Raw genomic sequence first — 21688 nt, 5'->3', positions numbered from 1 at the left:
GCCTCAGCCGGCCTGTTTTACCCGCATATACCATTCGACCAGCCGGCGAACCTGACGCTCGGTGTAGCCCCGCTCCACCATCCGTTCGACGAACTCGCCGTGCTTCTTTTCGGTTTCGCCGTCTTTTTTCGAGCCGAACGAAATCACCGGCAGCAGGTCCTCGACCTGCGAGAATATCCGCTTTTCGATCACCTCGCGGATTTTCTCGTAGCTGGTCCAGGACGGGTTCTTGCCGCCGTTCTGGGCCCGCGACCGCAGCGAGAACTTGACGACCTCGTTGCGGAAGTCCTTGGGGTTGGCGATGCCCGCGGGCTTCTCGATCTTGGTCAGTTCCTGGTTGAGCAGCTCGCGGTCGAGCAGTTGGCCGGTGTCGGGGTCCTTGAAGTCCTGGTCCTCGATCCAGGCGTCGGCATAGTCCACGTAGCGGTCGAACAGGTTCTGGCCATAATCCGAATAGGATTCCAGATAGGCCTTCTGGACCTCATGGCCGATGAATTCGGCGTAGCGCGGCACCAGTTCGGCCTTGATGAATTCGAGGTAGCGTTTCTCGACTTCCTCGGGAAGCTGCTCGCGGCGGATCGCCTGCTCCAGCGCATACATCAGATGAACCGGATCCGCACCGAGTTCCGAAGTATCGTGATTGTAGGTGGCGGCCAGGACCTTGAACGCGAAGCGCGTCGAAACGCCGTCCATGCCTTCATCGACGCCGGCGGCATCCTTGTATTCCTGGACGCTGCGCGCCTTCGGATCGGATTCCTTGAGGCTTTCACCGTCATAGACCCGCATTTTCGCGAACACGGTCGAGTTTTCGTGCTTGCGAAGGCGCGACATCACCGAGAAGCGCGCCAGCGTCTCCAGGGTCGCCGGCGCACACGGCGCGGTGGCGAGTTCGGACCCCGAGATGAGCTTCTCGTAGATCTTCTGTTCCTCGGTCACCCGCAGGCAGTAAGGCACCTTGATGACGCAGATGCGGTCGATGAAGGCTTCGTTGTTCTTGTTGCTCTTGAAGCTTTGCCACTCGGATTCGTTCGAATGCGCAAGAATCACGCCGGTGAAGGGAATCGCGCCGATATTCTCGGTGCCGATGTAGTTGCCCTCCTGCGTCGCCGTCAGCAGCGGGTGCAGCATCTTGATCGGCGCCTTGAACATCTCGACGAATTCAAGCACGCCCTGGTTGGCACGGTTGAGGCCGCCGGAATAGCTGTAGGCGTCGGGATCGTTCTGCGCGAAGGTTTCAAGCTTGCGGATATCGACCTTGCCGACCAGCGAGGAGATATCCTGATTGTTCTCGTCGCCGGGTTCGGTTTTCGCAATCGCGATCTGCCGCAGCCGCGAGGGCTGGATCCTGGCGACCCGGAATCGGGAGATGTCGCCGCCGAAAGCTTCGAGCCGCTTGTAGCACCACGGGCTCATCAACCCGCTGAGGCGCCGCCGCGGAATGCCGTATTTCTCCTCGATCATCGGACCGAGCGATTCCGGATCGAACAGGCCGAGCGGGCTCTCGAACACGGGACTGAGTTCGTCGCCGGCCTTCAGCACATAGATCGGATGGACCTCCATCAGCGATTTGAGGCGTTCGGCCAGTGACGATTTTCCGCCGCCGACCGGTCCCAGCAAATACAGAATCTGCTTGCGCTCCTCAAGGCCCTGGGCCGCGTGCCGGAAGAAGCCGACGATGCGCTCGATGGTTTCTTCCATGCCATGGAATCCGGCGAAGGCCGGATAGACGCGCATGGTGCGGTTCAAAAAAATACGGCCAAGGCGGGGGTCCTTGGCCGTGTCTATCATCTGAGGCTCGCCGATCGCCGCTAGCAGCCGTTCAGCCGCATTCGCATATCGCATCGGATCGCCTCGACACGATTCGAGGTATTCCGCCATCGACATGTCGGTTTCGCTTCGCGCCTCGAACGACCGGGCAAAAGCATTGAACAGAGAGTCGTTGTACATGATCCTTCTCCCCATATGCTTGCAGCATTGCTGCAACGCGGCAAGTTCCCCATCGAGGGAGCACCACGCTCCCCGCCCACGAATCAGTGTGGGCACATACGCTCGATTAAAAGCGCGGCAGACTCCGCCACGCAATACGCAACGCGGGCAGCGACTGGGTTATAAGGAGGCAAGCTGCCAAATTGTTGTGCGAAACGCACCGCAACACCTGATCGCCCCGAACTGGCGGAGATTTGTTCCCGACCGCGTGACGATTACCGAATCAAGGGCCCAACGGGTTCCCTTGCTGCGTGGACGAGCGTGCGACTTCATAGGTTAATTAATTGTTAACGACATCTTTGTGGCGCCGCCGCCCGGTGCTGCTCTTCCTACCACGATCGAAAACGGGGCCCGGAAACCCCGGACAGGCATTCCGCGGGTTGGCGTTGTCGTTCAGCACTCTGCGGAGAGCCGGGTGAAATCCGCCAGCACGGCTGCGACCAGGTCGCGGTGACGGGTATCGGCGGGCGCCAACTGGGCCGCGTAGAGATTGAGCACGTAACGCGCCTTGGCCGCGGCCTCGATCCATGAGGTGGCCGGCGCAGCGAGCAGCTGGATTTCGACAACGTCCTGATGGTCGCGCAGCAATTTTGCATTGGCCTCGACGTCGGCGAGGATGCGGCGGATATCGGTGGCCTTTTGCGCGGCCATGCCGCGATGCTTGTCGAGATCGACCGGATGTTCATTCACGCGCCGCACTCGCATCATGGCGTTGTGCGTCCGACAGATCGGCCGGGCTGATCGAGATCATTTCCATCGACGAGTTCCGCGGTGCCGCGCCGGGGACCATGATCATGGTGGCGACGCGCCGGAAACTGGCGAATGACAGACCCTCGATCATCTCCTCGTCGGTGATGACTTCATAAGCGCCTGGCGCCAGCACGCGGTCGATGCCCTTGATCCGGAATGGATGCTCGAAACGAACCGTCTCCCGGCGCGAGCGCGTCGTCATATCGATACGCCGGCGTTTCTGCGCATGGGGACGCGAACATGTCTGGACATCTGCCGATCATGCGCGCTTTCGCGGCAATTACCTATCGCTTTCTCCGGCCATGCGGGTATTTGACCGCGCAAAGCGCTTGATATCGGCCCAAACGGCTTGTATTTGGCGGCTTCGTCGCCATCTCGGATGTATGTGGGGAAGGTATTTCGAATGAAGCTGCGTGTCGGATTCGAAATGAACTATGATTTCCCGCAAACGACTCCGATGATCATGGTGTTGGGGACGCATTTCACGCGCGCGTCCGACATCATCGTGCCAGATCACCTCACCACCATGCCTTCGGTGCCGATCGTGCCGTATCGCGATATGTTCGGCAACTGGTGCAGCCGTATCGTGGCGCCGGCCGGACCGATGCGTCTGGCCGCCGACGGCATCATCCGTGACAGCGGCTTGCCCGATCCGGTCGTTACTTCGGCGATTCAGCATGCGATCGAAGACCTTCCATCGGACACGCTGGTTTATCTGTTGGGCAGCCGTTACTGCGAAACCGACCGGCTGTCGGAAACTGCATGGCAATTGTTCCACAACACGCCGCCAGGCTGGGCGCGGGTGCAGGCGATCTGTGATTTCGTTCACCGCCATATCGCGTTCGGCTACCAGCACGCTCGCGCCACCATGACGGCGTGGGAAGTCTACAATGAAGGCAAGGGCGTCTGCCGCGACTATGCCCATCTCGCCATCGCATTCTGCCGCTGCATGAATATCCCGGCGCGCTATTGCACCGGCTATCTCAGCGACATAGGCACGCCGCAGCCTTGGGCGGTGGGGGACTTCGCCGGCTGGTTCGAAGCCTATATCGGCGGGCGCTGGCAGATGTTCGATCCGCGCAACAACGTGCCGCGGATCGGTCGCGTCCTGATCGCGCAGGGGCGCGATGCCTGCGATGTTCCGATCACCCAGACGTTCGGGCCGAATACGCTGGTCAGCTTCAAGGTGTGGACGGAGGAGGCCGCATGACGAATGATCGCCCCCCGGCTTTGAGTCCGGACGAATTCGATTCCTTGCGCGAGGTCGGCAAGGGCGCCGCGCAGCGCGAAATCCCGCAATTGCACTGGGAACGTCTGGTCGGCCTCGGTTATGCAGTAAGACGGCTAGGAGAGCTTGGCCTGACCGCATCCGGCGTTCGTCGTCTGGCGGCGGGCAACTAGCCGCTTCCCGGCCCATGTTCTCACAGGCGACATGCGCTATGCGTTCGCAGCGAACAAGTCCCATCGGCCCGGCAGGCCTTTGAGGTCATGCGACCCGCGCTCGGTAAATTTCAGTCCGGCGCCGGCGACGAGGTCCGTCACCACTCTTGAAACAAGAACTTCGCTGGACTGAGACTGCGCCATCACGCGGGCTGCCGCATGCACCGCGATGCCGCCGATATCCCGGCCCCTGATTTCAATCTCACCGGTATGGAGTCCGGCGCGGAGCGGCAGGCCAATCTGCTTTGAGGCGTTGCTGAGCGCCAAAGCGCAGCGAACGCCGCGGCCCGGTCCGTCGAAAGTCGCCAGTATGCCGTCCCCGGTCGACTTGACCAGAATGCCGCGATGCTTCTCGACCATCTGTTTTGCCAGTTGATCGTGACTGTCCAGCAGCCGGCGCCATGTCTGATCGCCCATTTCGGCGGCGCTGCGCGTCGAATCCACGATGTCGGTAAAGAGAACTGTCGCCAGCGTCCGCTCAAGATCGGCTTCGTGGCTTTCACGATGTCCGGTGATGAACTCCTCGATGTCGCCATGCAGCGCTTCAACGTCTCCGATAAAGTAAATATGGTCGCCGGCGGGATATTCGATGTACCTGGCGCCGGGAATCCGCGAGGCCAGATCGCGGCCTAACTTCACCGAGATCTGTGCATCGGTAGTCCGATGGAGCACGAGCGTTGGAACGCGCACGCTGGGAAGGATTGGCCTGACGTCGATCTGCATATTCACGTTTTGAAGCGCCTTGAGGGCACCAGGACTGGTCGAAAGCCGCTCGAACTTGGCGAAGTGAGCAACGGCTTCCGGATCGCCTGCCAGGCTGGGAGCAGCACTGTTTATAAAAGCGCCTGTTCCCCACACTTTCATGCGCTCCGAAATGACGTGTTCGAAATCGCGACCGGCAAAAAGATCAGCATAGCGTGCAAAGCCGCCAAAACAAATCAGGTGCGATACGCGTTCGGGATAGGAGGCGGCGAACATCGCGCTCATCGCACAGCCTTCGGAAAAGCCCATCAACGCCGCTCGCGACGAACCAACAGCGTCCATCACGGCACGAACGTCGTCCATCCGCTGCTCAAGCGAAGGAGCGCCGGATATTCTGTCCGACAGACCTTGCCCCCTTTTGTCAAACGTGATGACGCGGAAAAATTTTGCCAGACGCCGCAGGAACGCAGTGTGTCCCGCAAACTCGTGCGCGAATTCGATGTGCGAAACGACTCCCGGGACCATCACAAGATCGATGGGGCCTTCGCCGATCGTCTGATAGGCGATATTGACGTCGTCGCTGAGAGCGTAGCGCGTTGCCGGCAAAACGAAGTCGTTCACGCTTGACCAACCTCTCGATTCGGCGGGAGCCATGAGACTGGAGTGCTGGGCCGGTATTATTCACAGCATATCGGCTCGAGCGCAAGCCGGAGCGGATGTCCGTTCGGGGTCCAGACTGTATGAAAACGACGAGAGTTACTAATGCGGCACATGCAAGAAATCGCTCAAGCACCGGCAACTATCCGCTTCTCGGCACATGCTTCATGTCCTAGATGGCTCAACAGGCGAACTGACGGTACTGAAGTGCCGACAACCATCGGCGTGGAGGCCCCACGACAAAAACCAAGGAAAGCATCGAAAGGGCGGAGAACATGATGAGCAGACTCTCTTGGCGCTGGCGGTCACGAAACAAGAACAAATCCCTGGACGACGCGGAGCTTGCCAAAGCGAAAGACTTGAGCGACCTGCCACCCCCCAAACGGGTACTGACTGGGCGCGATGAAGCCGGCAAGTCGGTTTTCAAGTCCTTTGACGTAACTCCCATGGTGGTGGAAATCGACGCCAATCCGGGACTGACATTCTACGAACTCTATATGACTGAGGGTGTGCCACAGCTCACCGGCCTGGAATCGGATCCGATGCTCAAGGGAACGAAAGCCTTTCCCGGTCCGGGGGGCACGATGTTTCGCCTTGTCTCGTATCCGCCCAGGCGGCCTGAAGGCTGGAAGCCGCCACCTGGCGTCACTTTCGAGAGTGGGCTGAGGGAAATGTCGGAGAAGGTCCCTGGCATGGGTGACCATTTCGAACGCGACGCCCCAGGTATGCACACATCCGATACCATCGACTATGGGATCGTGATTCGTGGCGAGATGACGCTGGAACTGGACGACGGACAGACGGTCCATTTGCGCCAAGGCGATTGCGTCGTGCAAAACGGAACCAGACATCGTTGGCGCAACCCGTTGCCGGAGCCCTGTCTCATGGCCTTCGTCTCGTTTGGCGGAAAGCGTGGCTGCGACGTGGGTCGCTTAACTGCCCGAAACAGTGGCCTTCCGGCTTGCCTGCGGCCGAATCGGCAGTAGGCTTGTTGTCGCCTGACAATCAAACGAACAAGGGAGGGGTCTTGCGGTGCATTCGTGAACTCGTTGGTCTGACCGTCGGAGCGTTTGCGTTCGCGCTGATCGGATTGCAGCCGTGCGGCGCGGCGGAGCCGGCGCCGAGGGACGGTGGCTCGCTCATCATGGCGACACGCGGTCAAGTCCAGGGCTTCGACCCGCTCACCACGCGGGCTGCCAATCGCGAGACGACCATGGCCGGCGCACTGGTATTCTCGAAATTCTTCACGTTGGACGAACAAGGCAAGAGCATCCCGGACCTCGCCACCTCGCTTGACAACTCGCCTGACGGCCTGACCTGGCAGTTGAAGCTGCGGCCGGGCGTGAAGTTCTCCAACGGGGCGCCCTTTACCGCGCGCGACGTGGCGCATCACTTCCAGCGCATCCTTGACCCCTCGAAAAACCAGGCGTTCGCCGCCGCTCTCGGCGCGCTGAAGGAGGCTGTGGCGATCGACGACGCCACGGTGGAATTCCGCCTGGCCTATCCCTGGGCCGCATTCCCGAGCATCTTCTCGGCCGACAGCTATCTTTTCTGGGTGATGCCCGCCGAGCATGAGGACAGCGCCGGCCCCGACCTCAACCGCCGTCCGATCGGCGCCGGTCCCTATGTGATGACGGAGTGGAAACAGGACGACAGCATCACCTTCGAGAAGAACCCGAACTACTGGAATCCGAACGCCCAGCATCTCGACAAAATCGTGATCCGCTTCCTGCCCGATCCGACCGCGCGCTTTACGGCGGTGAAGACCGGCGACATCGACATTTTCTACGAGCCGCTCGGCAAGCAGGTGATCGAAGCACGGAACGACAAAACGCTGAAGGTCATGGAATACACCGGCACCGGCGCCTACACCCTGAATATCAACACGTCGTCGCCGCCACTCGACGACGTCAGGGTACGACAGGCACTGGCCTACGCGCTGGATCGCAACGTCGAGCTCAAGGTCGCCTACGACGGCGTCGGTTATCTCGCCAGCAGCTTCTGGGGCCCGGGCTCCGAGTGGAACTGCCCAGACGTCGGCTACCCCGAATACAACCCGGAGAAAGCCAAGGCTCTGCTCAAGGACTACGGCAAGCCGGTGAAGGTCGTGCTGCAGTCGCAGCCGACACCGACGATGACCATCCCTGCACAACTCTACCAAAGCTTCTGGCAAAAGGTCGGCATCGAGACGGAGATCAGGAACATCCAGGGCGGGCCGTCCTACATCAGCCCGGTATTGCGCGGCGACTACCAGATCGCACTGTGGGAAGTGGCAGACGTGCCCGACCCCGACTTTCAGGTCTACCAGGCATTCTTTTCGAAAAGCGGCGGCAACCTCACCAGGATCAACGATCCGAAGCTCGACGAGGCCATCGAGACCGGCCGCCGCAATCTCGATATCGACGTCCGCAAGAAAGCGTATTGCGATTTTAGCAAGGAGATGGCGAGGCAGATGCCTATCATGCTGCGCATCCAGTCGATCTACTTCGCCATCACGCAACCGCGGGTTCACGGCATTCCGCCGCTGCGGCGCGGCGTGGTTCGGCTCAACGAAGTGTGGGTCGACCCGAAATAATTTCAGCCTTTGAGATTGCGCTGTAAGGTGTATGTGATGTTGCCCTTCTTTCTGCGCAAGCTGCTGCGCCTGATCCTGGTATTGCTGCTGGTCGCCGCGGCGACTTTCCTGCTCTTGAACCTGCTGCCGGGCGACGTCGCGCTCTCCCTGCTCGGCAATGAGGCGACGCCGGCCGCGATAGCGCAGGTGCGGGCCGAACTCGGCCTCGATCAGCCGCTAGTCCTGCGTTACCTGCACTGGCTGATCGGTCTCTTGCATGGCGACCTCGGCCGCTCCTACATCACTCAGGTGCCGGTCATGGAATCGATCGTCGATCGGCTCCCGGTGACGATCGAACTGATGCTGCTGAGCCAGGGATTTGCGCTGCTGCTCGCGGTGCCGGTCGGCGTTTGGTGCGCCTACAAGGCCGGCAGCCGGATCGACCGCCTCATCAGCTCGGCGGCGCTGTTGCTGCTCGCCGCGCCCGTTTTCATCACGGCCACCGTGTTGATGTTCCTGTTCGCGCTCAAGCTGCGCTGGCTGCCCTCGACCGGCTACGTACCGTTCATCGCGAGTCCCTTGAGTAATCTTGCGCATCTTGTGCTGCCCGCGCTCGCGATCGGATTGTCGGAATGGCCGCCGCTTTTTGCGGTGTTGCGCGCCGATATGATCAAGACATTGCAACAGGACTATATCGCGCTTGCCAAGGCCAAGGGCCTTGGTCCTGCTTTCATCCTGCTGCGGCACGCGCTGCGGCCGTCATCTTTCACTCTGGTGACGGTCTCCGGCCTGCAGATCGCCGCGGCGATCACCGGTGCGCTCGTGGTCGAGACGATCTTCGGCCTGCCGGGAGTCGGCCGCATGTTGACGGGGGCCGTCTACAATCGTGACATGATGCTGGTCCAGGGCTGTGTCGCGGTGATCTCCGTCGGTTACGTGCTGATCAATTTCGGCGTCGATTTGATCTATGCGACGCTCGATCCGAGAATCTGCCGATGACGGTGGCGGCTGATAGTGAAGCCCGAACCACGGTGCTGGCGAGCGGTATGCCGAACCCTCAGTTCGTGCGCCATCGGCTGGGCCTGAGCTTCTGGATTCCGGTGGCCTGGACCACGATGGTCGTTGTGCTGGCCGCGACCGCCAGCCTGCTGCCGTTGCGCAACCCGATCGAAACTGATTTCACCGCCATCGCCAACTGGCCCGATGCAACATACTGGTTCGGTACCGACCAGCTTGGTCGCGACGTCTTTTCGCGCTCCGTGTTCGGCGCACGGATTTCCCTCATCGTCGGGCTGTTTGCACCGGTGTTCGGACTTGGCGTGGGAATTCTTCTTGGCATGACGGCCGGCTATTTCGGGGGCCGCACCGAATCCATCATCGTCGCCGCCATGGACGCAATCATGGCGTTTCCCGGAATCATCATCGCCCTTGCGGTCACGGCCTATGTCGGCGCCAACACCGCTATCCTGATTTTCCTGCTCGGCTTCCTGACGATCCCGGCGTTCATGCGGGTGGCGCGCGCCAACACGCTGGTGTTTGCCCAGCGCGAATTTGTGCTGGCGGCCCGTGCCATGGGTGCGACCCATAACCGGGTGCTGACGTTCGAAATCCTGCCGAACGTCATCATCCCGATGCTGATCTATGCGCTGCTGGTGGTCTCGCGGATCATCGTCGTCGAGGGCGTGCTGTCCTTCCTCGGTTTAAGCGTGCCGCCACCGCAGCCGACGTGGGGCAACATGATCGCTGACGGCCAGACCGATCTGGCAACATTGCCCTACATCTGCTTCATACCCTCCGCGCTGATGTTCCTGACGGTGCTGTCCATCAACCTGATCGGCGAGAATCTGCGCGCCCGAACGGATTTTCGTGGCAGCGCGCTATGACAAAAGCAAGCGCTGCCCTTCTTGATGTCACCGGTCTCAGGACGCGCTTTCATACGCCTCACGGCATTGTGCAGGCGGTCGATGGTGTATCGTTCTCGATTCAGCGGGGTCAGACTGTCGGCATCGTCGGCGAATCCGGGTCCGGCAAGAGCGTGCTGGCGCGAACCATCATCGGCATTCTAGCAAAGGACGGCTCCGTCACCACAACCGGCTGCCTCGCATTCGAGGGCCGTGATCTCCTGAAGCTGCCGGAGCGAGAGATGCGCGACGTTCGCGGCAAGGACATCGCCATGGTCTTCCAGGATCCGATGTCGTCGCTGAATCCGGTCAAGCGGATCGGAGCCCAGATCGGTGAAGTGCTAAAGCGTCATCTCGGCTTGCGCGGTCGCGCCGCCGAAACTCGGTCGGCCGAGCTTCTCGCCTCCGTCGGAATTTCGCTGCCGGCGGAGCGCCTGCGCCAATATCCACACCAGCTATCCGGCGGCATGCGCCAGCGGGTCGCCATTGCAGTCGCACTCGCCGGCGAGCCGAAACTACTGATCGCCGACGAGCCGACCACCGCGCTCGACGTCACCATCCAGGCGCAAATTCTCGATCTGCTGCGGCGTCAGCAACTCGCGCGCAACATGGCGATGATCCTGATCTCGCACGACCTCGGCGTGATCGCGGGGCGCGCCGATGCGGTGGCGGTGATGTATGCAGGGCAGATGGTCGAACGCGCGTCGACGCGGTCGCTGTTTCACAGTTGCTGCATGCCCTATACCCAGGCCCTGATCCGGTCCGCGCCGAAACTGCCCGATCCGCCGCATACACGGCTGCGCGCGATCCCGGGGCGGCCGCCGGACATGCTGCGCCCGCCGGCCGGTTGCCGCTTCAACCCGCGTTGCGATTACGCGACCGACGTGTGTCGGGCCACTCAGCCAATGTTGTCGGCGGCCGATGCCGACGGAACGCATCTGTATGCCTGCTGGCATCCGGTCGGCGGGCATGGAGTATTGCCGTGAAGCCGGACGAACTTCTCATCGTCGACGACCTGTCGGCGACCTGACTCCCTCGAAAGAAAACGCCGCGCGATAAACACGCGGCGAAGAATGTCGATGAAGTCGTACCTGACTACTTCAGAGACGAAAACCAGGTATCGACATCTTTGCGAGCCTGATCCTTGGCATATCCATATCGCTGTTGCAGACGGCCCTCTAACTGTTCACGCCGTCCGTTTATGGCGCTAAGATCGTCGTCCGTTAGTTTGGCCCATTTCTCCTTGACCTTGCCTTTGACCTCTTTCCAATTTCCCTCAACACGGTTCCAGTCCATGACGATCATCCTGTGTGGTTGAAGCTCGATCAACGTCGTCAAGGAGCGAACAGTTCCACAGAATGACTGCTTGGACGGTTCAAGTTCCTTCGATCCCGGATACCGTGTTCGTCTGCCGTGAGGTACGCCGATGGCGGTCGGCGGGTTGTTGCCAGCTTCGATGATCAAAAACGCAAATCGAAAATCCCGGTTCCGTAACCGGAACAACGATACCGAGGGCAATGTCAGGAACCGGACACGTCAAGGCCGGTTTATCCCGGTGATCTTCTGATCCGGGCTTCAACCGGCAGCCTCAAAATACCGACCGTTATTGATCGGGCTTGGGAACCTGGTCGCAACGACATTCAAGATCACAGAAATCAAATCTAGATGCGGTCGCGCGCGACCATTTTCAGCACGTCCTTCGAAAACAAGCGCACGTGACGCCTGTTCGGCGTCGAACCCGCGCTTAAGCAGGTCGCCGTGGAAGCCCGCTATATTCCGCCTCGTCGCTGGCGCGATAGGACACCGCGCCGTCCGCGGGACAGCTTCGCTGTTCGAAGACTCGCGCCTGCCGCCATCGGGATCGTTCTTGCGTTGATCGGGCTTGTTCTGATTTATCGGCGCGCATGACGAACGATGCCACGACCGCCACCGTTATACTGGCTTTCGCGGATATCGGCGATGGCATTGCGCTGCAGCTTGACCCGTGCTTTTTATTTCTGAATTTCGGAATTAGACTTGACAGCTGACCCAAATCAAATCTATACCTTTAAGCGTCCTGTCCCACAGAGGGGCGGCTCGCGATCGTCACGGACGCGGGGCGGGATGCGGTGGACGCTGATGGCGCTTTGACGAATGCGCCAGAGGCGGACGGCGAAGTCGTGTGGTCCTGACACCCCGACGCTGGTGTCAAGCTGGCGGAAGACAATTCCGCTGGCGACGGTGGCAAACAAGCCCGGTCACCGGGGAGAGCGCGAAGGAAACCGTTAAAACCATTGTGCGGGGAATGCCGGGTGATTTTCCCGGTGTGACCGGTGTGACCGTGGTGACTGTTACTGGCATGGCTTGTTTTTTCTGCCCTGCCAGGCTGCGGGCGCATTGGGCGCCCGGCATTCCCTGCGCCCTCTGTTCTCAGAAGGCAAAAGGTTCTTGGCAAAACTCGGACGCATCGCGCCGCGAGACCGTGGAGTCATATTCCGACGTCATCGCCCGCCATCGGGTCTCGCCCTCGGCGAGCCCGACGACAGGCTCCGGCGGGCGATCCAGTATTCCAGAGGCATCAATGATTGAACCGATAGGCCGCGGCGTACTGGATGCCCCGCTTGCGCGGAGCATGACGGCTTCATTTGGAGCAGCACGTTGCATCACTCGCGGCGTCGTCCCTGCGTTCGCAGGGACGACCGCGTTGGGGAGGAACCGCAGATGCCGCTACGCCAGCAGCACCGCGTCCGCGCCGTTGACGGCTTCCGCGCTGTCCATCACCGTCCGCTCCAGCGAGCCCGCCTGCACCGTGATGTTTTCGGCGAAGAATCTTGCCAGCATGACATAACGCTCGGGGTCGCCGGCGCCTTCGAGATCACGCGCGGCGAGCGCTTCACCGGCCAGCATGCAGCCGCCGACCGTCGAGCCGAACAGTCGCAGATAGGGCGTGGCTCCCGCCAGCGCTTCGTTTGGCGCGGAGGCGACGCGCTCCAGCAGCCAGCGGCTGGTGCGATCGAGCGACATCAAGGCGTCGCGCAGCCTGGCGCCGGTGGTGCCGAACGCCGGATCGTTCGAGGTTTCGACGCGGATGACGATTTCGGTGAGTTCGGCCAGCAGCGCCCAAACCGACTCGCCGCCGTTGGCTGCAAGCTTGCGGGTGACCAGATCGATCGACTGGATGCCGTTGGTGCCTTCATAGATCGAGGTGATGCGGGCGTCGCGATAATGCTGCGCGGCGCCGGTTTCCTCGATAAAGCCCATGCCGCCATGCACCTGCACGCCGAGCGAGGTGACCTCACTGCCGATGTCGGTGGAGAATGCCTTGGCGATCGGCGTCAGCAGCGCGCCGCGCGCCGCGGCGAGGCTGCGCACCTTCGGATCGGCGGCGCGCACCGACACGTCGAGGGCGACCGCGGTGGCGTAGCAGATCGTGCGCGCCGCCGCCGTCAGCGCGCGCATCTGCATCAGCATCCGCTTGACGTCGGGATGCACGATGATGGGATCCGAGCCGTCGCCCTTCTTGCCGATGGCGCGGCCCTGGCGGCGCTCCTGCGCGAACGCCAGCGCCTGCTGATAGGCGCGATCCGCGATGCCGACGCCTTCGAGGCCGACGCCGAGCCGGGCCTGGTTCATCATCGTGAACATGCACTGCATGCCGCGGTTTTCCTCGCCGATCAGGTAACCGACCGCGCCGCCATTGTCGCCCATGGTCATGGTGCAGGTCGGCGAGGCGTGCATGCCGAGCTTGTGCTCGACGCCGCTCGGATAGATATCGTTGCGCTTGCCGAGCGAGCCGTCGGCGTTGACGAAGAATTTCGGAATCAAGAACAGCGAAATGCCCTTGGTGCCGGCGGGCGCATCCGGCAATCGGGCCAGCACGAAATGCACGATGTTGTCGGTCATGTCGTGATCGCCGTAGGTGATGAAGATCTTGGTGCCGGTGATGCGATAGCTGCCGTCGGGCGCGCGCTCGGCGCGGCTGCGCAGCGCGCCGACATCCGATCCGGCCTGCGGTTCGGTGAGTTGCATGGTGCCGGTCCATTCGCCCGACACCAGTTTCTCGAGATAGATCTTTTTCAGTTCCTCTCTGCCGTGGGCGGCGAGCGCCTCGATCGCGCTCAGCGTCAGCAGCGGGCAGAGGCCGAATGCGATGTTCGAGGCGCTCCAGATTTCGGTGCAGGCCGCGTTAATGGCGAGCGGCAGGCCCTGGCCGCCGAACGCTTCGGGGCCGGATACCGCATTCCACCCCGCCGCGGTCCAGCGCCTGTAGGCGTCGGGCCAGCCGGGAGCGGTGGTCACTTTATTGTCCGCAAGCTTGATGCCGTTCTCGTCGCCGATCCGGTTGAGCGGCGCCAGCACCTCGGAGGCAAATCGTCCGGCCTCCTCCAGCACGGCGGCGGCGATGTCGCTGTCGAAATCGCCGTAATGGCCGGCTTTCACCGCCGCCTGCAGGCCGGCGCCATGATTGAGGGCGAGCAGCATATCGTTGATCGGTGCGCGATAGGTCATGACGATGTCTCGCAAGGAGGGAAGGGCCCCAGGCTGCCGTCTTCCCACGAAACCGCCGTTCTCTCAACTCTCCGATGGAGGGAATCCGGGGTGGAATTTTCGGGCCGAAACCGCGGGTTTAGGCGGTTGAAATGGCCGGAATCTCTCTATAGACCGGCGGTGCCGGAAAGGATTCCGCAACGGGCGTGGTCCCGCCGCTTTCCCGACAGGTTATTGGGGCGTCGCCAAGTGGTAAGGCAGGGGATTTTGATTCCCCCATGCGGAGGTTCGAATCCTCCCGCCCCAGCCAGGCACTCAAGCGTTCGGCCGGGTTCCCCAAGAAACGGGAGAAAAGGCCGGAAATCCCGGCTTTTCGCGTATTCGATTTCGTCTCCAGACTCCCAATTCTCCGATCTCAACGGGGAAATCCCTGAAAGTCTCCGGCCTTGTCTGAGAATATTCCCGTTTTGCGGAGACTATCGGCGGAGACTGGTTTGATCACGACTGCGGCCGAGGGCGGCATCCGATTTTGCCCACTGATAGTGCTTCGAGCAAAAGCTCGTCAGTCTATGACTGGATAGGTTTTTAACAAAAGATAGTCAGCTATCCGCCGCCTCCGATTGACAACACAGCTTTCGGCGACGGCACGAAGTACCGCCAGCATGCCGCGCGACCCATCCAGCAGTGCACCAAGTACGACGCTGCCAAGGCGGTAGGACAGCCACGTGATCGTGACCCGCGCTGGCGTCGTCCCGATGTGCCCTCGGCGGTCGACGTAGTGTACTATAATGACCGCAGCACTATTGCGGGTGCGCGCTCCTCGTGCCATCGTGATCTCTCGCAACCTGGACCTCTGATGCCGTCTCAGCTCAAAAAGAAACCCGTTAAGGCCCGTGCTCGTGCGCCTGCGGGGAAACGACAGGTGCTGATTATCATGGACCAGGATGTCATAAAGTCGGTCAAGGTCGCGGCTGTTGAGGACGACATCAAGATGTCCCACGCCGTGGAAAAGGCAGTACGGGATTGGTTAAGCAAGAGGAAGCGCGAACGAGCGGCAAGTAAAGCGGTCTAGGCTGCGCGCAAAGGGGAGGCCTGGGATTTGTTAGCTGCGCATCATGGGAAATCCCGTGACCATCGTTGACGATTTGGGCGAGCGGGGCCGACTGACGGAGGTGTACGGACGCCTCCGTCTAAAACTGCTTGATCTCTCCAAAAAGAACCGGATGCTAAACTACAACCTCGGTAACAGGTCCAAGAGGCACCTTCAGATTGTCGACGAGGTGATGGACGAGATCTACAAGAAGTTGGCTGGCGACGACGCGACGCTCCGGATAGAGCCTCTTGACGAGCCGGAAAACGTGCCACCGGAAGAAAAAACAGAAGAGTTCGTAGGCGCCCTAGAGCATGCAAAGGTCTCGAATCTTGAGTATCTGACGAAGTTGGAGGCACTCGAGAGCACCGGACGCGATGACGAATTGGCGTTGGCCAAACTCGAACGCGAACTTCGCGACCATATCAGAAGCGAATTCGGACTTCCTCCTCGTCCCAAGAAGGCCGAAATAAACCGGGCAGACCTCGCTCGTCAGGCAGGCATCGATCCGAATTTCGAGCTCAGCCCCGTGAAGACAAAGCCGTCGCATAGCGACGCAGCACTTCAGACACTCAAGTTTCCGGACGAGCTCGATCGGATAATGGGGAAAATAGTCGCCGACGCGAAGCTTGCGGAACAGGAAATGGGTATTTCAACCCTGTTCCTCTCGTTCGGTTTTCTCGAATGGTATGATTCGGACGCATCCGACAAAAAGGCCTTCGCACCGTTGTTGCTTCTTCCGGTGACAGTAGACGTAAAGAAGCAGTACGGTAAAAACACGTACTCATTGTCGGCGAGCGAAGGCTCGGCGGAATCAAACCTCAGCCTTCAAAAGCTTCTCGAAACCCATGTATCTTTTCACCGCAAACTCCCCGCATTTGAAAATGGCGACGAGGAGGGGGTGGGCTCGATCGAAGCCTATTTCGAGGGCGTCAGAGAAGCCATCGCGGGGCTCGGACGATGGCAGATACATCGATGGATGGTCCTGGGCCACTTCGCGTTCGGTAGATTTGCGGTCTATGCGGATTTGAGTCCGGACAATTGGACAGTGGATCCCGTTGATCACCCCCTCGTGGGGTCGATCTTGCGGGGGACCGATGCGACCGGAGACACCGGAGATGGCGCTCTGCTTCCGGGCGATCCGACGGACTACTCAATAGATGACCCGCAAATCGAGGCGCTCGCTCCGTTTTTGATTCAGGACGCGGATGCATCGCAGCACAGCGCCCTCATCGACGCGATGAAGGGTCATAACCTTGTGATTCATGGTCCGCCCGGTACGGGTAAATCACAGACGATCGCGAACATCATTGCGAACGGCCTGGCAGCGAACAAGACGATTCTCTTCGTGGCGGAAAAGCAGGCTGCGTTGGAGGTCGTGAAGCGCAGGCTCGGCAAAGCCGGGATTGGTGAGTTCTGCCTCGAGCTTCATTCGGACAAGGCTTCGCCCAAGGCGGTACTTGAAAGCATTGAGGAGCGATTAAAGGTTCAGCCGATTGCGGTGCCGGCGGCACCTGGTCGTTCACTGCGTGAAAACAGGGTTGAGATTGCCAGGTATCTTGATGCCTTGCACGCTGTTCAGGCGAGCGGTCGGACCCCGTTTGACCTGATTTGGCAGGCACTGCGAGGATCGACCTTGAACTCGGGCGCCGTTGAAGCTCTGTCTGGGGTGAGGTTGCCGGCGGAGTTGCTGAACAGCGCTGCCAATCTTTCACAAGTCGAGGGCGATCTTGGTCGATTTGTAGGTGCCAGCGAAACCTTTTTGCGTTCGTTTGGTCATCCGGCCGACTCCCGCTGGAACAAGGCTGGGTTCGGTAATGTCCAGAGTGCCCAGTTGGACGATCTCCTTGTGTGCCTCGTCAAAATCGACGGATCGGGGCGCACGCTTTCTTCCTGCATTGCCGACAACTCCGACTTTGAGATCGGATCCATTGCAGACCTGCGAACAACGGTTCGCGCTAGTAAGGCGCTTGATGACGGGCCCGTTCCCGAGATGGTGGGGGTGGTTTCGCAGCTCGTCCCGGATCAGCTTACCGAAGCTCTGAATGCCCAAAGAGAACTGGACGCTCGTCCGGCAATCCATCAGGGGGAACTCATGGGCCGCAAGCCAAAGATCACCGGACCGACCGCCCGTGACCCCGGGTCGTTCAAATCTGTACTGACCCGCATAAATGCCGATGGCTAGCGCGCCCTGCGGCTCCTGGCGGTGGAAAAGGACACCACGCTAAACGCCCTGGCAGTCGAGGCGTTCAATGATTTGCTGAAAAAACACGGCAAACGGCAATCGGTCGAAAACCCGCTTCTCGACTAGTGACGCATTGGCCGCGTCAAAACGCTCTTGCCGTCGCCCCGGCCTGCCGACTGGGACCCGCGGGATCGGCCGCCGCAGGCGTCATCATCGCAACGCACCACGACAATATGGAGGATTTCACCGATTTCCGAGCTGGCTATTTTGACGCCTCGGAAGTCCGCATTCTCGCAGAGGCTAAGTTAAAAAGCGATATGAGGCGGCTCGTGAAAAGCGGCTCGGCGCTAAGAGCACCGTCATCAAGCTCGTACCGACGGGAAAATAAAGAAACGGCCCCAGCGCTGGACAGGACTGAGGCCGTCATTCCATCGGAATTGCATTGGGCGGGTGCATCCGGTGGTTCAATTAGTAAGTTGCACCGGCAAAATTGGTTCCAGCGGACTGTCCTAATCTGCCGCCGCGAGTGTCCTAATTAGGACAGTACCCGATTTTGAGAGTGGCCCCTTTTGGAGCCTTTCGTGATGCTCAGTTGTGGAACAATCCACTCCAAGGGCTCTTGGTTCACGAGGATGGGATCACTTCGTGATGGTTTACCTTTACCAAGAGAAGATCACGCCACCTGGTCCGCTGCCAGCCCGCACCAAGCCGCCCGATGTGCTGACGCTCCAACACACCATCAAATCCCTCAAGCAAGAGAACGCATGGCTGAAAGAACAGCTAGCTCGCATTGTTAGAGATAAGTAAGGGCGCCTCAGTCGGCACGGGTATTGCTTCAATCCAACACAGGCCGGGCACGCCCTTATAACCCGGCTAGGCCCGGCGCATGCACATTCCCGGCAAGTGTGCGTCGGGCCGCCTCAGTTGGCGGCCTCTTCATCAGGTTCCGCAGTTAACCGCAATGACAAGGCGCGGATCGCGGGAGCAGCCAAGACTACAATCGGGAGCATCGCGGCCCACGCGATCAGCCAAGAGACCGTCCAGTGCTGAAGGAAGTGCAGCAAGCTCTGCGCAGGAAAACTCGCTATCCCCGCCGCGATTAGCGAGGTCAGGCCGGATTGGATGACTCCAAAGACGAAGTGACTATAGCGACGGGAAATGCCCACCGTAGTAACCCTCCAAATAGCTTTCCGCCGCGCGGGCGCGATCAACTCATGCGAACATTACTTGGCGGGGGTTATTGGCAGTTCGTCGAGGACATGCCCCCGCCCATTGCCATGGTGGTGCAGTTTACCTGCGGTCGGGAGTAGTTTTGTTGGTCCCGCTGGAACTGCTGGACTCGTTGAGCCTCTTGAGCGCGCATGTCCCCCGCGAGCTGCGCCATTGCGGCCTGTCTTTGCTGATCGGCGGCCATTCGGCACTGACCATATTCAGGGGTTCCGTAATTTAGGCCATACGACGAGCACCGCGCGTCGTCGTTTGCCGCCATTTCCGCAGGAGACATGCACCCAGATAACAGCAGAAGCGCCAGGATCGCCGTAGCCGCTCTTGCGAGGCACGTCACGTCGCAGCGCCGGGCAGTAAAGCCAATAGGAGGACCGTTCGGATCATCGTCCTTTCCTCCGTTTGGCACGAGGCCGTTTGAGCTAGGCAACCAATGCTAGGCCGGCGTAGTGGCTGACACAAGTCAGACTACACCAACCAGCCGCTTTCGACGGCGCGGTATTGCGGTGCTTCGTCCCGGCGCGCCATGCGGGCCAATCCATTGATGTAACGCGATGCCTCGGTGACTTCCTTCGTGCGACCGCCAAGCCTAGCGCGTGCGCTTCGCTTTGTGCTTGCCCCTCACGCCAACACCCTCGTCCGTCTCAGGCAAGAACGTGACGCCGGCCGCAATGAGGGTCTTATAGACGGCCTCGATATTACCGCCCCGCGCCGCCGGAAAGCCGTCATCCAATTCCATGCGCTGGATGGTAGACAGACCTACGCCTGCTTTCTCCGCCAGCTCAACAGCCGACCACTTCAAAAAGGATCGAGCCATTCGGAGCCCCGGTCCGCTTTTATAATAAACGCCGCCGCATAGGTTCGGCTGGTTTTGGCGACAACGGCGGAGGCGGCGGCGGAGGGTACTGGCCTGTTTCGACCCTCAGTGGCCTAATTTGATTTTCGCAGTGGCCTGTTTTGCTTAAATTACGGTCTGCTGCGGTGCGGCAATCGAGGCTAGTGTGCCTGTTATGGCACCCGATCCGATCAACGATTATGTCGTCATCCTCGACGCGGGGAGCACCCGGATCACTGGAGCTGGGAGATACACCGCAAGAGCAGGCCGCTCGGCATTAAGATGACCGGTGACGGATACCAATCGGACGCGGCTGCGCGATTTGCCGGAAAGCAAGCGCTGGAGAGTTTTCTGTCCGATCTATCGAAAGAAGAAAAGCGCCCACGGAAGTAAGGCCCATTGAAATGTCCGAACAGGAGGCATCTCGATTTCGAGCGCAGGCCGATGAATGCCGAGAGCAAGCGGCCCAGTTCTGCCCACTGCGGCACGCCATTAATGTCGAAAGCGCAGCGGGCGGCGGAAGCGATAGCGGCCAATCCGCAGATGTCGGATCGGGCGATTGCCGCAGAACTTGGAGTGGCAAAAAACACCGTCCGAAATGCCCGCAATGAACTGGTTAACGCTGACCAGTTGGATGACGACCAACCCCGCGTCGGCCTCGACGGCAAGCAGCGCAAGATGCCGGCGCATAGGCGGGGCGCTGCCCAATAATTCCGCACACCGGTTCGTGAGCGACAACGTCAGGGCCACTGTCTATTCAGTTTCCAATTTCGAGAGCACAAGGGCGTGGGGGATTGAGGAGTGACTCTCATGATCGATCTTACCGACTGCAGAGGAATGGAGCGGTTGTTTCGTGAGCGTGCCAAGGCGGACCCCGAACACGGCAGCAAATGGCTAGGCCAAGCAGAGCGGTGGCAGGAACTAGCCCGCCACGAGAGCGCGTGGCGTTTCCAGCGGCGTGACAAGATACAAATGCACGCCGGTCCGATGGCTGTTCAGCCACGGGGTAGTGACAAGCCGTGGCGTCAGATGGCGTAGTCCGGCCTAACTGAATGCGACGGTGGCGACGAAGACGGCCGTAGCTGCGGCGATGGTACCGAGTGCGCTTCGACGAGTTACAGACGTGTTTGTCCGTGGCGTGCTATGCACGCTGTCAGCCTGGGTCATTTGATTAAGCTCCTCGTGGCTCGGGTTAGAGCCGGGGCGGAAGTTGCTGCTTCCCCTCGGCTTGCTTTAGTGGTAACCCGAATTTTATGGCCAAGTCAATTCCGGTTACCACTAAAAAGAAAAGAGGGCGTCCCGCCACAACCGGGCGCGGTACCCAAGTCGGCGAGCGCTGGCATCCCTCCGAGCTTGCGGCGATCGATGCTTGGATCGCGGCATCAACAGACAAGACAATTAGTCGGGCACACGCCATCCGCCGCCTTGTCGCGCTCGGGCTCAAGGCGAAGGCGAAATAGCCGCTTGCTCTCGCGTTAAAGTTGCTCGACAATTCCCTTTGGGCTTGGGGTGGATCAGCAAGCCTTGAGGGCGGAGCAAACGCAAATGTTCCAGATATTGGTAAATGTAGCGTCCTGGGCGGTGTTCATCGGCCTCGCAATGCTGGCTTTGGCACTGATCTCAGCCGGCATCGGCTCCCTGATAGGCAACGTGTTTGCCTCGATTAAGCGGAATCAGCGCGCCGCGCCCTAGGCTGAAGGCAAAGGGAAATTGAGATGCGGATGTTCGTGGCTTCGTTGATCGTCCTCGCAGTCCTCTTTTTTTGGGATCAGCAATATTACGACGGCAAACTATTCAGCGGCCTGGAGAGCATGGTGCAGTCTATTTCCCACGGCATATTTCATTGAGGGCGTAGGGGAAATGTCAGCGCGAGAGCCAGAGCCGACACGTAACCCTG

The 21688-nt window shown here is 60.2% G+C and carries 23 protein-coding genes, 1 tRNA gene and 1 pseudogene; 17 read left to right on the top strand and 8 right to left on the bottom strand.

Annotated elements, in window-relative coordinates; genetic code table 11:
- Window positions 1-3: 3 nt before the first annotated feature.
- The 3 genes from E7813_RS25355 to E7813_RS25345 all read right to left on the bottom strand — a co-directional run bounded on the left by E7813_RS25355 (window position 4) and on the right by E7813_RS25345 (window position 2938).
- Window positions 4-1947, bottom strand: coding sequence for a PrkA family serine protein kinase (locus tag E7813_RS25355; protein WP_291578038.1), 1944 nt, complete (start codon window positions 1945-1947; stop codon window positions 4-6).
- A gap of 432 nt (window positions 1948-2379) precedes the next feature.
- Complete coding sequence (locus E7813_RS25350) at window positions 2380-2676, bottom strand: hypothetical protein (RefSeq protein WP_291578037.1); 297 nt, start codon at window positions 2674-2676, stop codon at window positions 2380-2382.
- Entirely contained in the window at window positions 2669-2938 is a 270-nt protein-coding gene (locus tag E7813_RS25345) for a hypothetical protein (protein ID WP_291578036.1), read from the bottom strand. Before E7813_RS25345 ends, E7813_RS25350 begins: the two co-directional genes overlap by 8 nt.
- A 201-nt stretch (window positions 2939-3139) precedes the next feature.
- Here E7813_RS25345 and E7813_RS25340 point away from each other — a divergent pair, with 201 nt between their 5' ends.
- Window positions 3140-3946, top strand: coding sequence for a transglutaminase family protein (locus tag E7813_RS25340; RefSeq protein ID WP_291578035.1), 807 nt, complete (start codon window positions 3140-3142; stop codon window positions 3944-3946).
- Window positions 3943-4137 carry a hypothetical protein gene (locus tag E7813_RS25335; protein WP_291578034.1) on the top strand — a complete coding sequence of 65 codons (195 nt, stop codon included), beginning with the start codon at window positions 3943-3945 and terminating at the stop codon, window positions 4135-4137. The genes E7813_RS25340 and E7813_RS25335 overlap by 4 nt, the downstream gene beginning before the upstream one ends.
- Window positions 4138-4173: 36 nt before the next feature.
- On the opposite strand, the gene E7813_RS25330 is transcribed toward E7813_RS25335, so the two are convergent.
- Window positions 4174-5532 carry an adenylate/guanylate cyclase domain-containing protein gene (locus tag E7813_RS25330; RefSeq protein WP_291578033.1) on the bottom strand — a complete coding sequence of 453 codons (1359 nt, stop codon included), beginning with the start codon at window positions 5530-5532 and terminating at the stop codon, window positions 4174-4176.
- Between the two features lie 281 nt (window positions 5533-5813).
- On the opposite strand from E7813_RS25330, the gene E7813_RS25325 reads away from it, so the two are divergent.
- Genes E7813_RS25325 through E7813_RS25305 form a run of 5 tightly spaced genes read left to right on the top strand, consistent with a single transcriptional unit; the run spans window position 5814 to window position 10976 of the window.
- Entirely contained in the window at window positions 5814-6521 is a 708-nt protein-coding gene (locus E7813_RS25325; protein ID WP_291578032.1) for a cupin domain-containing protein, read from the top strand.
- Between the two features lie 41 nt (window positions 6522-6562).
- A complete protein-coding gene (locus tag E7813_RS25320; protein WP_291578031.1) occupies window positions 6563-8110 on the top strand; it encodes an ABC transporter substrate-binding protein in 1548 nt (515 codons plus the stop codon).
- Between the two features lie 36 nt (window positions 8111-8146).
- Window positions 8147-9088, top strand: a complete 942-nt coding sequence (locus tag E7813_RS25315; protein WP_291578030.1) for an ABC transporter permease — start codon at window positions 8147-8149, stop codon at window positions 9086-9088.
- Window positions 9085-9972: an ABC transporter permease gene (locus E7813_RS25310; protein WP_291578029.1), complete on the top strand. Its 888-nt coding sequence runs from the start codon at window positions 9085-9087 to the stop codon at window positions 9970-9972. Before E7813_RS25315 ends, E7813_RS25310 begins: the two co-directional genes overlap by 4 nt.
- Window positions 9969-10976: an ABC transporter ATP-binding protein gene (locus E7813_RS25305; RefSeq protein ID WP_291578028.1), complete on the top strand. Its 1008-nt coding sequence runs from the start codon at window positions 9969-9971 to the stop codon at window positions 10974-10976. The genes E7813_RS25310 and E7813_RS25305 overlap by 4 nt, the downstream gene beginning before the upstream one ends.
- A 109-nt stretch (window positions 10977-11085) precedes the next feature.
- Here E7813_RS25305 and E7813_RS25300 read toward each other — a convergent pair whose 3' ends face one another.
- Together E7813_RS25300 and E7813_RS25295 are read right to left on the bottom strand one after the other, a co-directional pair.
- Window positions 11086-11286 (bottom strand): CsbD family protein, encoded by a 201-nt coding sequence (locus tag E7813_RS25300; protein WP_291578110.1) that lies wholly within the window; start codon window positions 11284-11286, stop codon window positions 11086-11088.
- Window positions 11287-12696: 1410 nt separating this feature from the next.
- Complete coding sequence (locus E7813_RS25295; protein WP_291578027.1) at window positions 12697-14478, bottom strand: acyl-CoA dehydrogenase; 1782 nt, start codon at window positions 14476-14478, stop codon at window positions 12697-12699.
- Between the two features lie 214 nt (window positions 14479-14692).
- Here E7813_RS25295 and E7813_RS25290 point away from each other — a divergent pair.
- The 5 genes from E7813_RS25290 (at window position 14693) to E7813_RS25275 (ending at window position 18539) form a co-directional block, all read left to right on the top strand.
- A tRNA-Gln gene (locus E7813_RS25290) sits at window positions 14693-14767 on the top strand.
- 612 nt (window positions 14768-15379) lie between these two features.
- Complete coding sequence (locus tag E7813_RS25285; protein WP_291578026.1) at window positions 15380-15529, top strand: hypothetical protein; 150 nt, start codon at window positions 15380-15382, stop codon at window positions 15527-15529.
- Window positions 15530-15584: 55 nt separating this feature from the next.
- Window positions 15585-17732, top strand: coding sequence for a DUF4011 domain-containing protein (locus E7813_RS25280; protein ID WP_291578025.1), 2148 nt, complete (start codon window positions 15585-15587; stop codon window positions 17730-17732).
- 6 nt (window positions 17733-17738) lie between these two features.
- Window positions 17739-17858, top strand: coding sequence for a ribbon-helix-helix domain-containing protein (locus E7813_RS26255; protein WP_363331217.1), 120 nt, complete (start codon window positions 17739-17741; stop codon window positions 17856-17858).
- A 519-nt stretch (window positions 17859-18377) separates the two neighbouring features.
- The gene (locus E7813_RS25275) at window positions 18378-18539 is read left to right on the top strand and encodes a hypothetical protein (protein ID WP_291578023.1); all 162 of its coding nucleotides are present in this window, start codon (window positions 18378-18380) and stop codon (window positions 18537-18539) included.
- Between the two features lie 113 nt (window positions 18540-18652).
- Here E7813_RS25275 and E7813_RS25270 read toward each other — a convergent pair whose 3' ends face one another.
- Complete coding sequence (locus E7813_RS25270) at window positions 18653-18898, bottom strand: DUF2798 domain-containing protein (protein ID WP_291578022.1); 246 nt, start codon at window positions 18896-18898, stop codon at window positions 18653-18655.
- Window positions 18899-19545: 647 nt separating this feature from the next.
- Complete coding sequence (locus E7813_RS25265; RefSeq protein WP_291578021.1) at window positions 19546-19773, bottom strand: transcriptional regulator; 228 nt, start codon at window positions 19771-19773, stop codon at window positions 19546-19548.
- 252 nt (window positions 19774-20025) lie between these two features.
- Between E7813_RS25265 and E7813_RS26250 the strand changes: the two are divergent.
- The 5 genes and pseudogenes from E7813_RS26250 to E7813_RS25245 all read left to right on the top strand — a co-directional run.
- Window positions 20026-20184: pseudogene (locus E7813_RS26250) on the top strand (hypothetical protein); the annotation flags it as partial.
- Window positions 20185-20235: 51 nt separating this feature from the next.
- Complete coding sequence (locus E7813_RS25260) at window positions 20236-20502, top strand: hypothetical protein (RefSeq protein ID WP_291578019.1); 267 nt, start codon at window positions 20236-20238, stop codon at window positions 20500-20502.
- A gap of 99 nt (window positions 20503-20601) precedes the next feature.
- Window positions 20602-20829, top strand: a complete 228-nt coding sequence (locus E7813_RS25255; RefSeq protein WP_291578018.1) for a hypothetical protein — start codon at window positions 20602-20604, stop codon at window positions 20827-20829.
- Between the two features lie 507 nt (window positions 20830-21336).
- The gene (locus E7813_RS25250; protein ID WP_291578017.1) at window positions 21337-21483 is read left to right on the top strand and encodes a hypothetical protein; all 147 of its coding nucleotides are present in this window, start codon (window positions 21337-21339) and stop codon (window positions 21481-21483) included.
- Between the two features lie 23 nt (window positions 21484-21506).
- Complete coding sequence (locus E7813_RS25245; RefSeq protein ID WP_291578016.1) at window positions 21507-21638, top strand: hypothetical protein; 132 nt, start codon at window positions 21507-21509, stop codon at window positions 21636-21638.
- The last annotated feature ends 50 nt before the right edge of the window (window positions 21639-21688 follow it).

The sequence above is a fragment of the Bradyrhizobium sp. genome (assembly GCF_004799405.1).
Lineage (GTDB): Bacteria > Pseudomonadota > Alphaproteobacteria > Rhizobiales > Xanthobacteraceae > Bradyrhizobium.
Note: the sequence above shows the minus strand (reverse complement) of the source record. Positions and strands in the feature narration are given on the sequence as shown.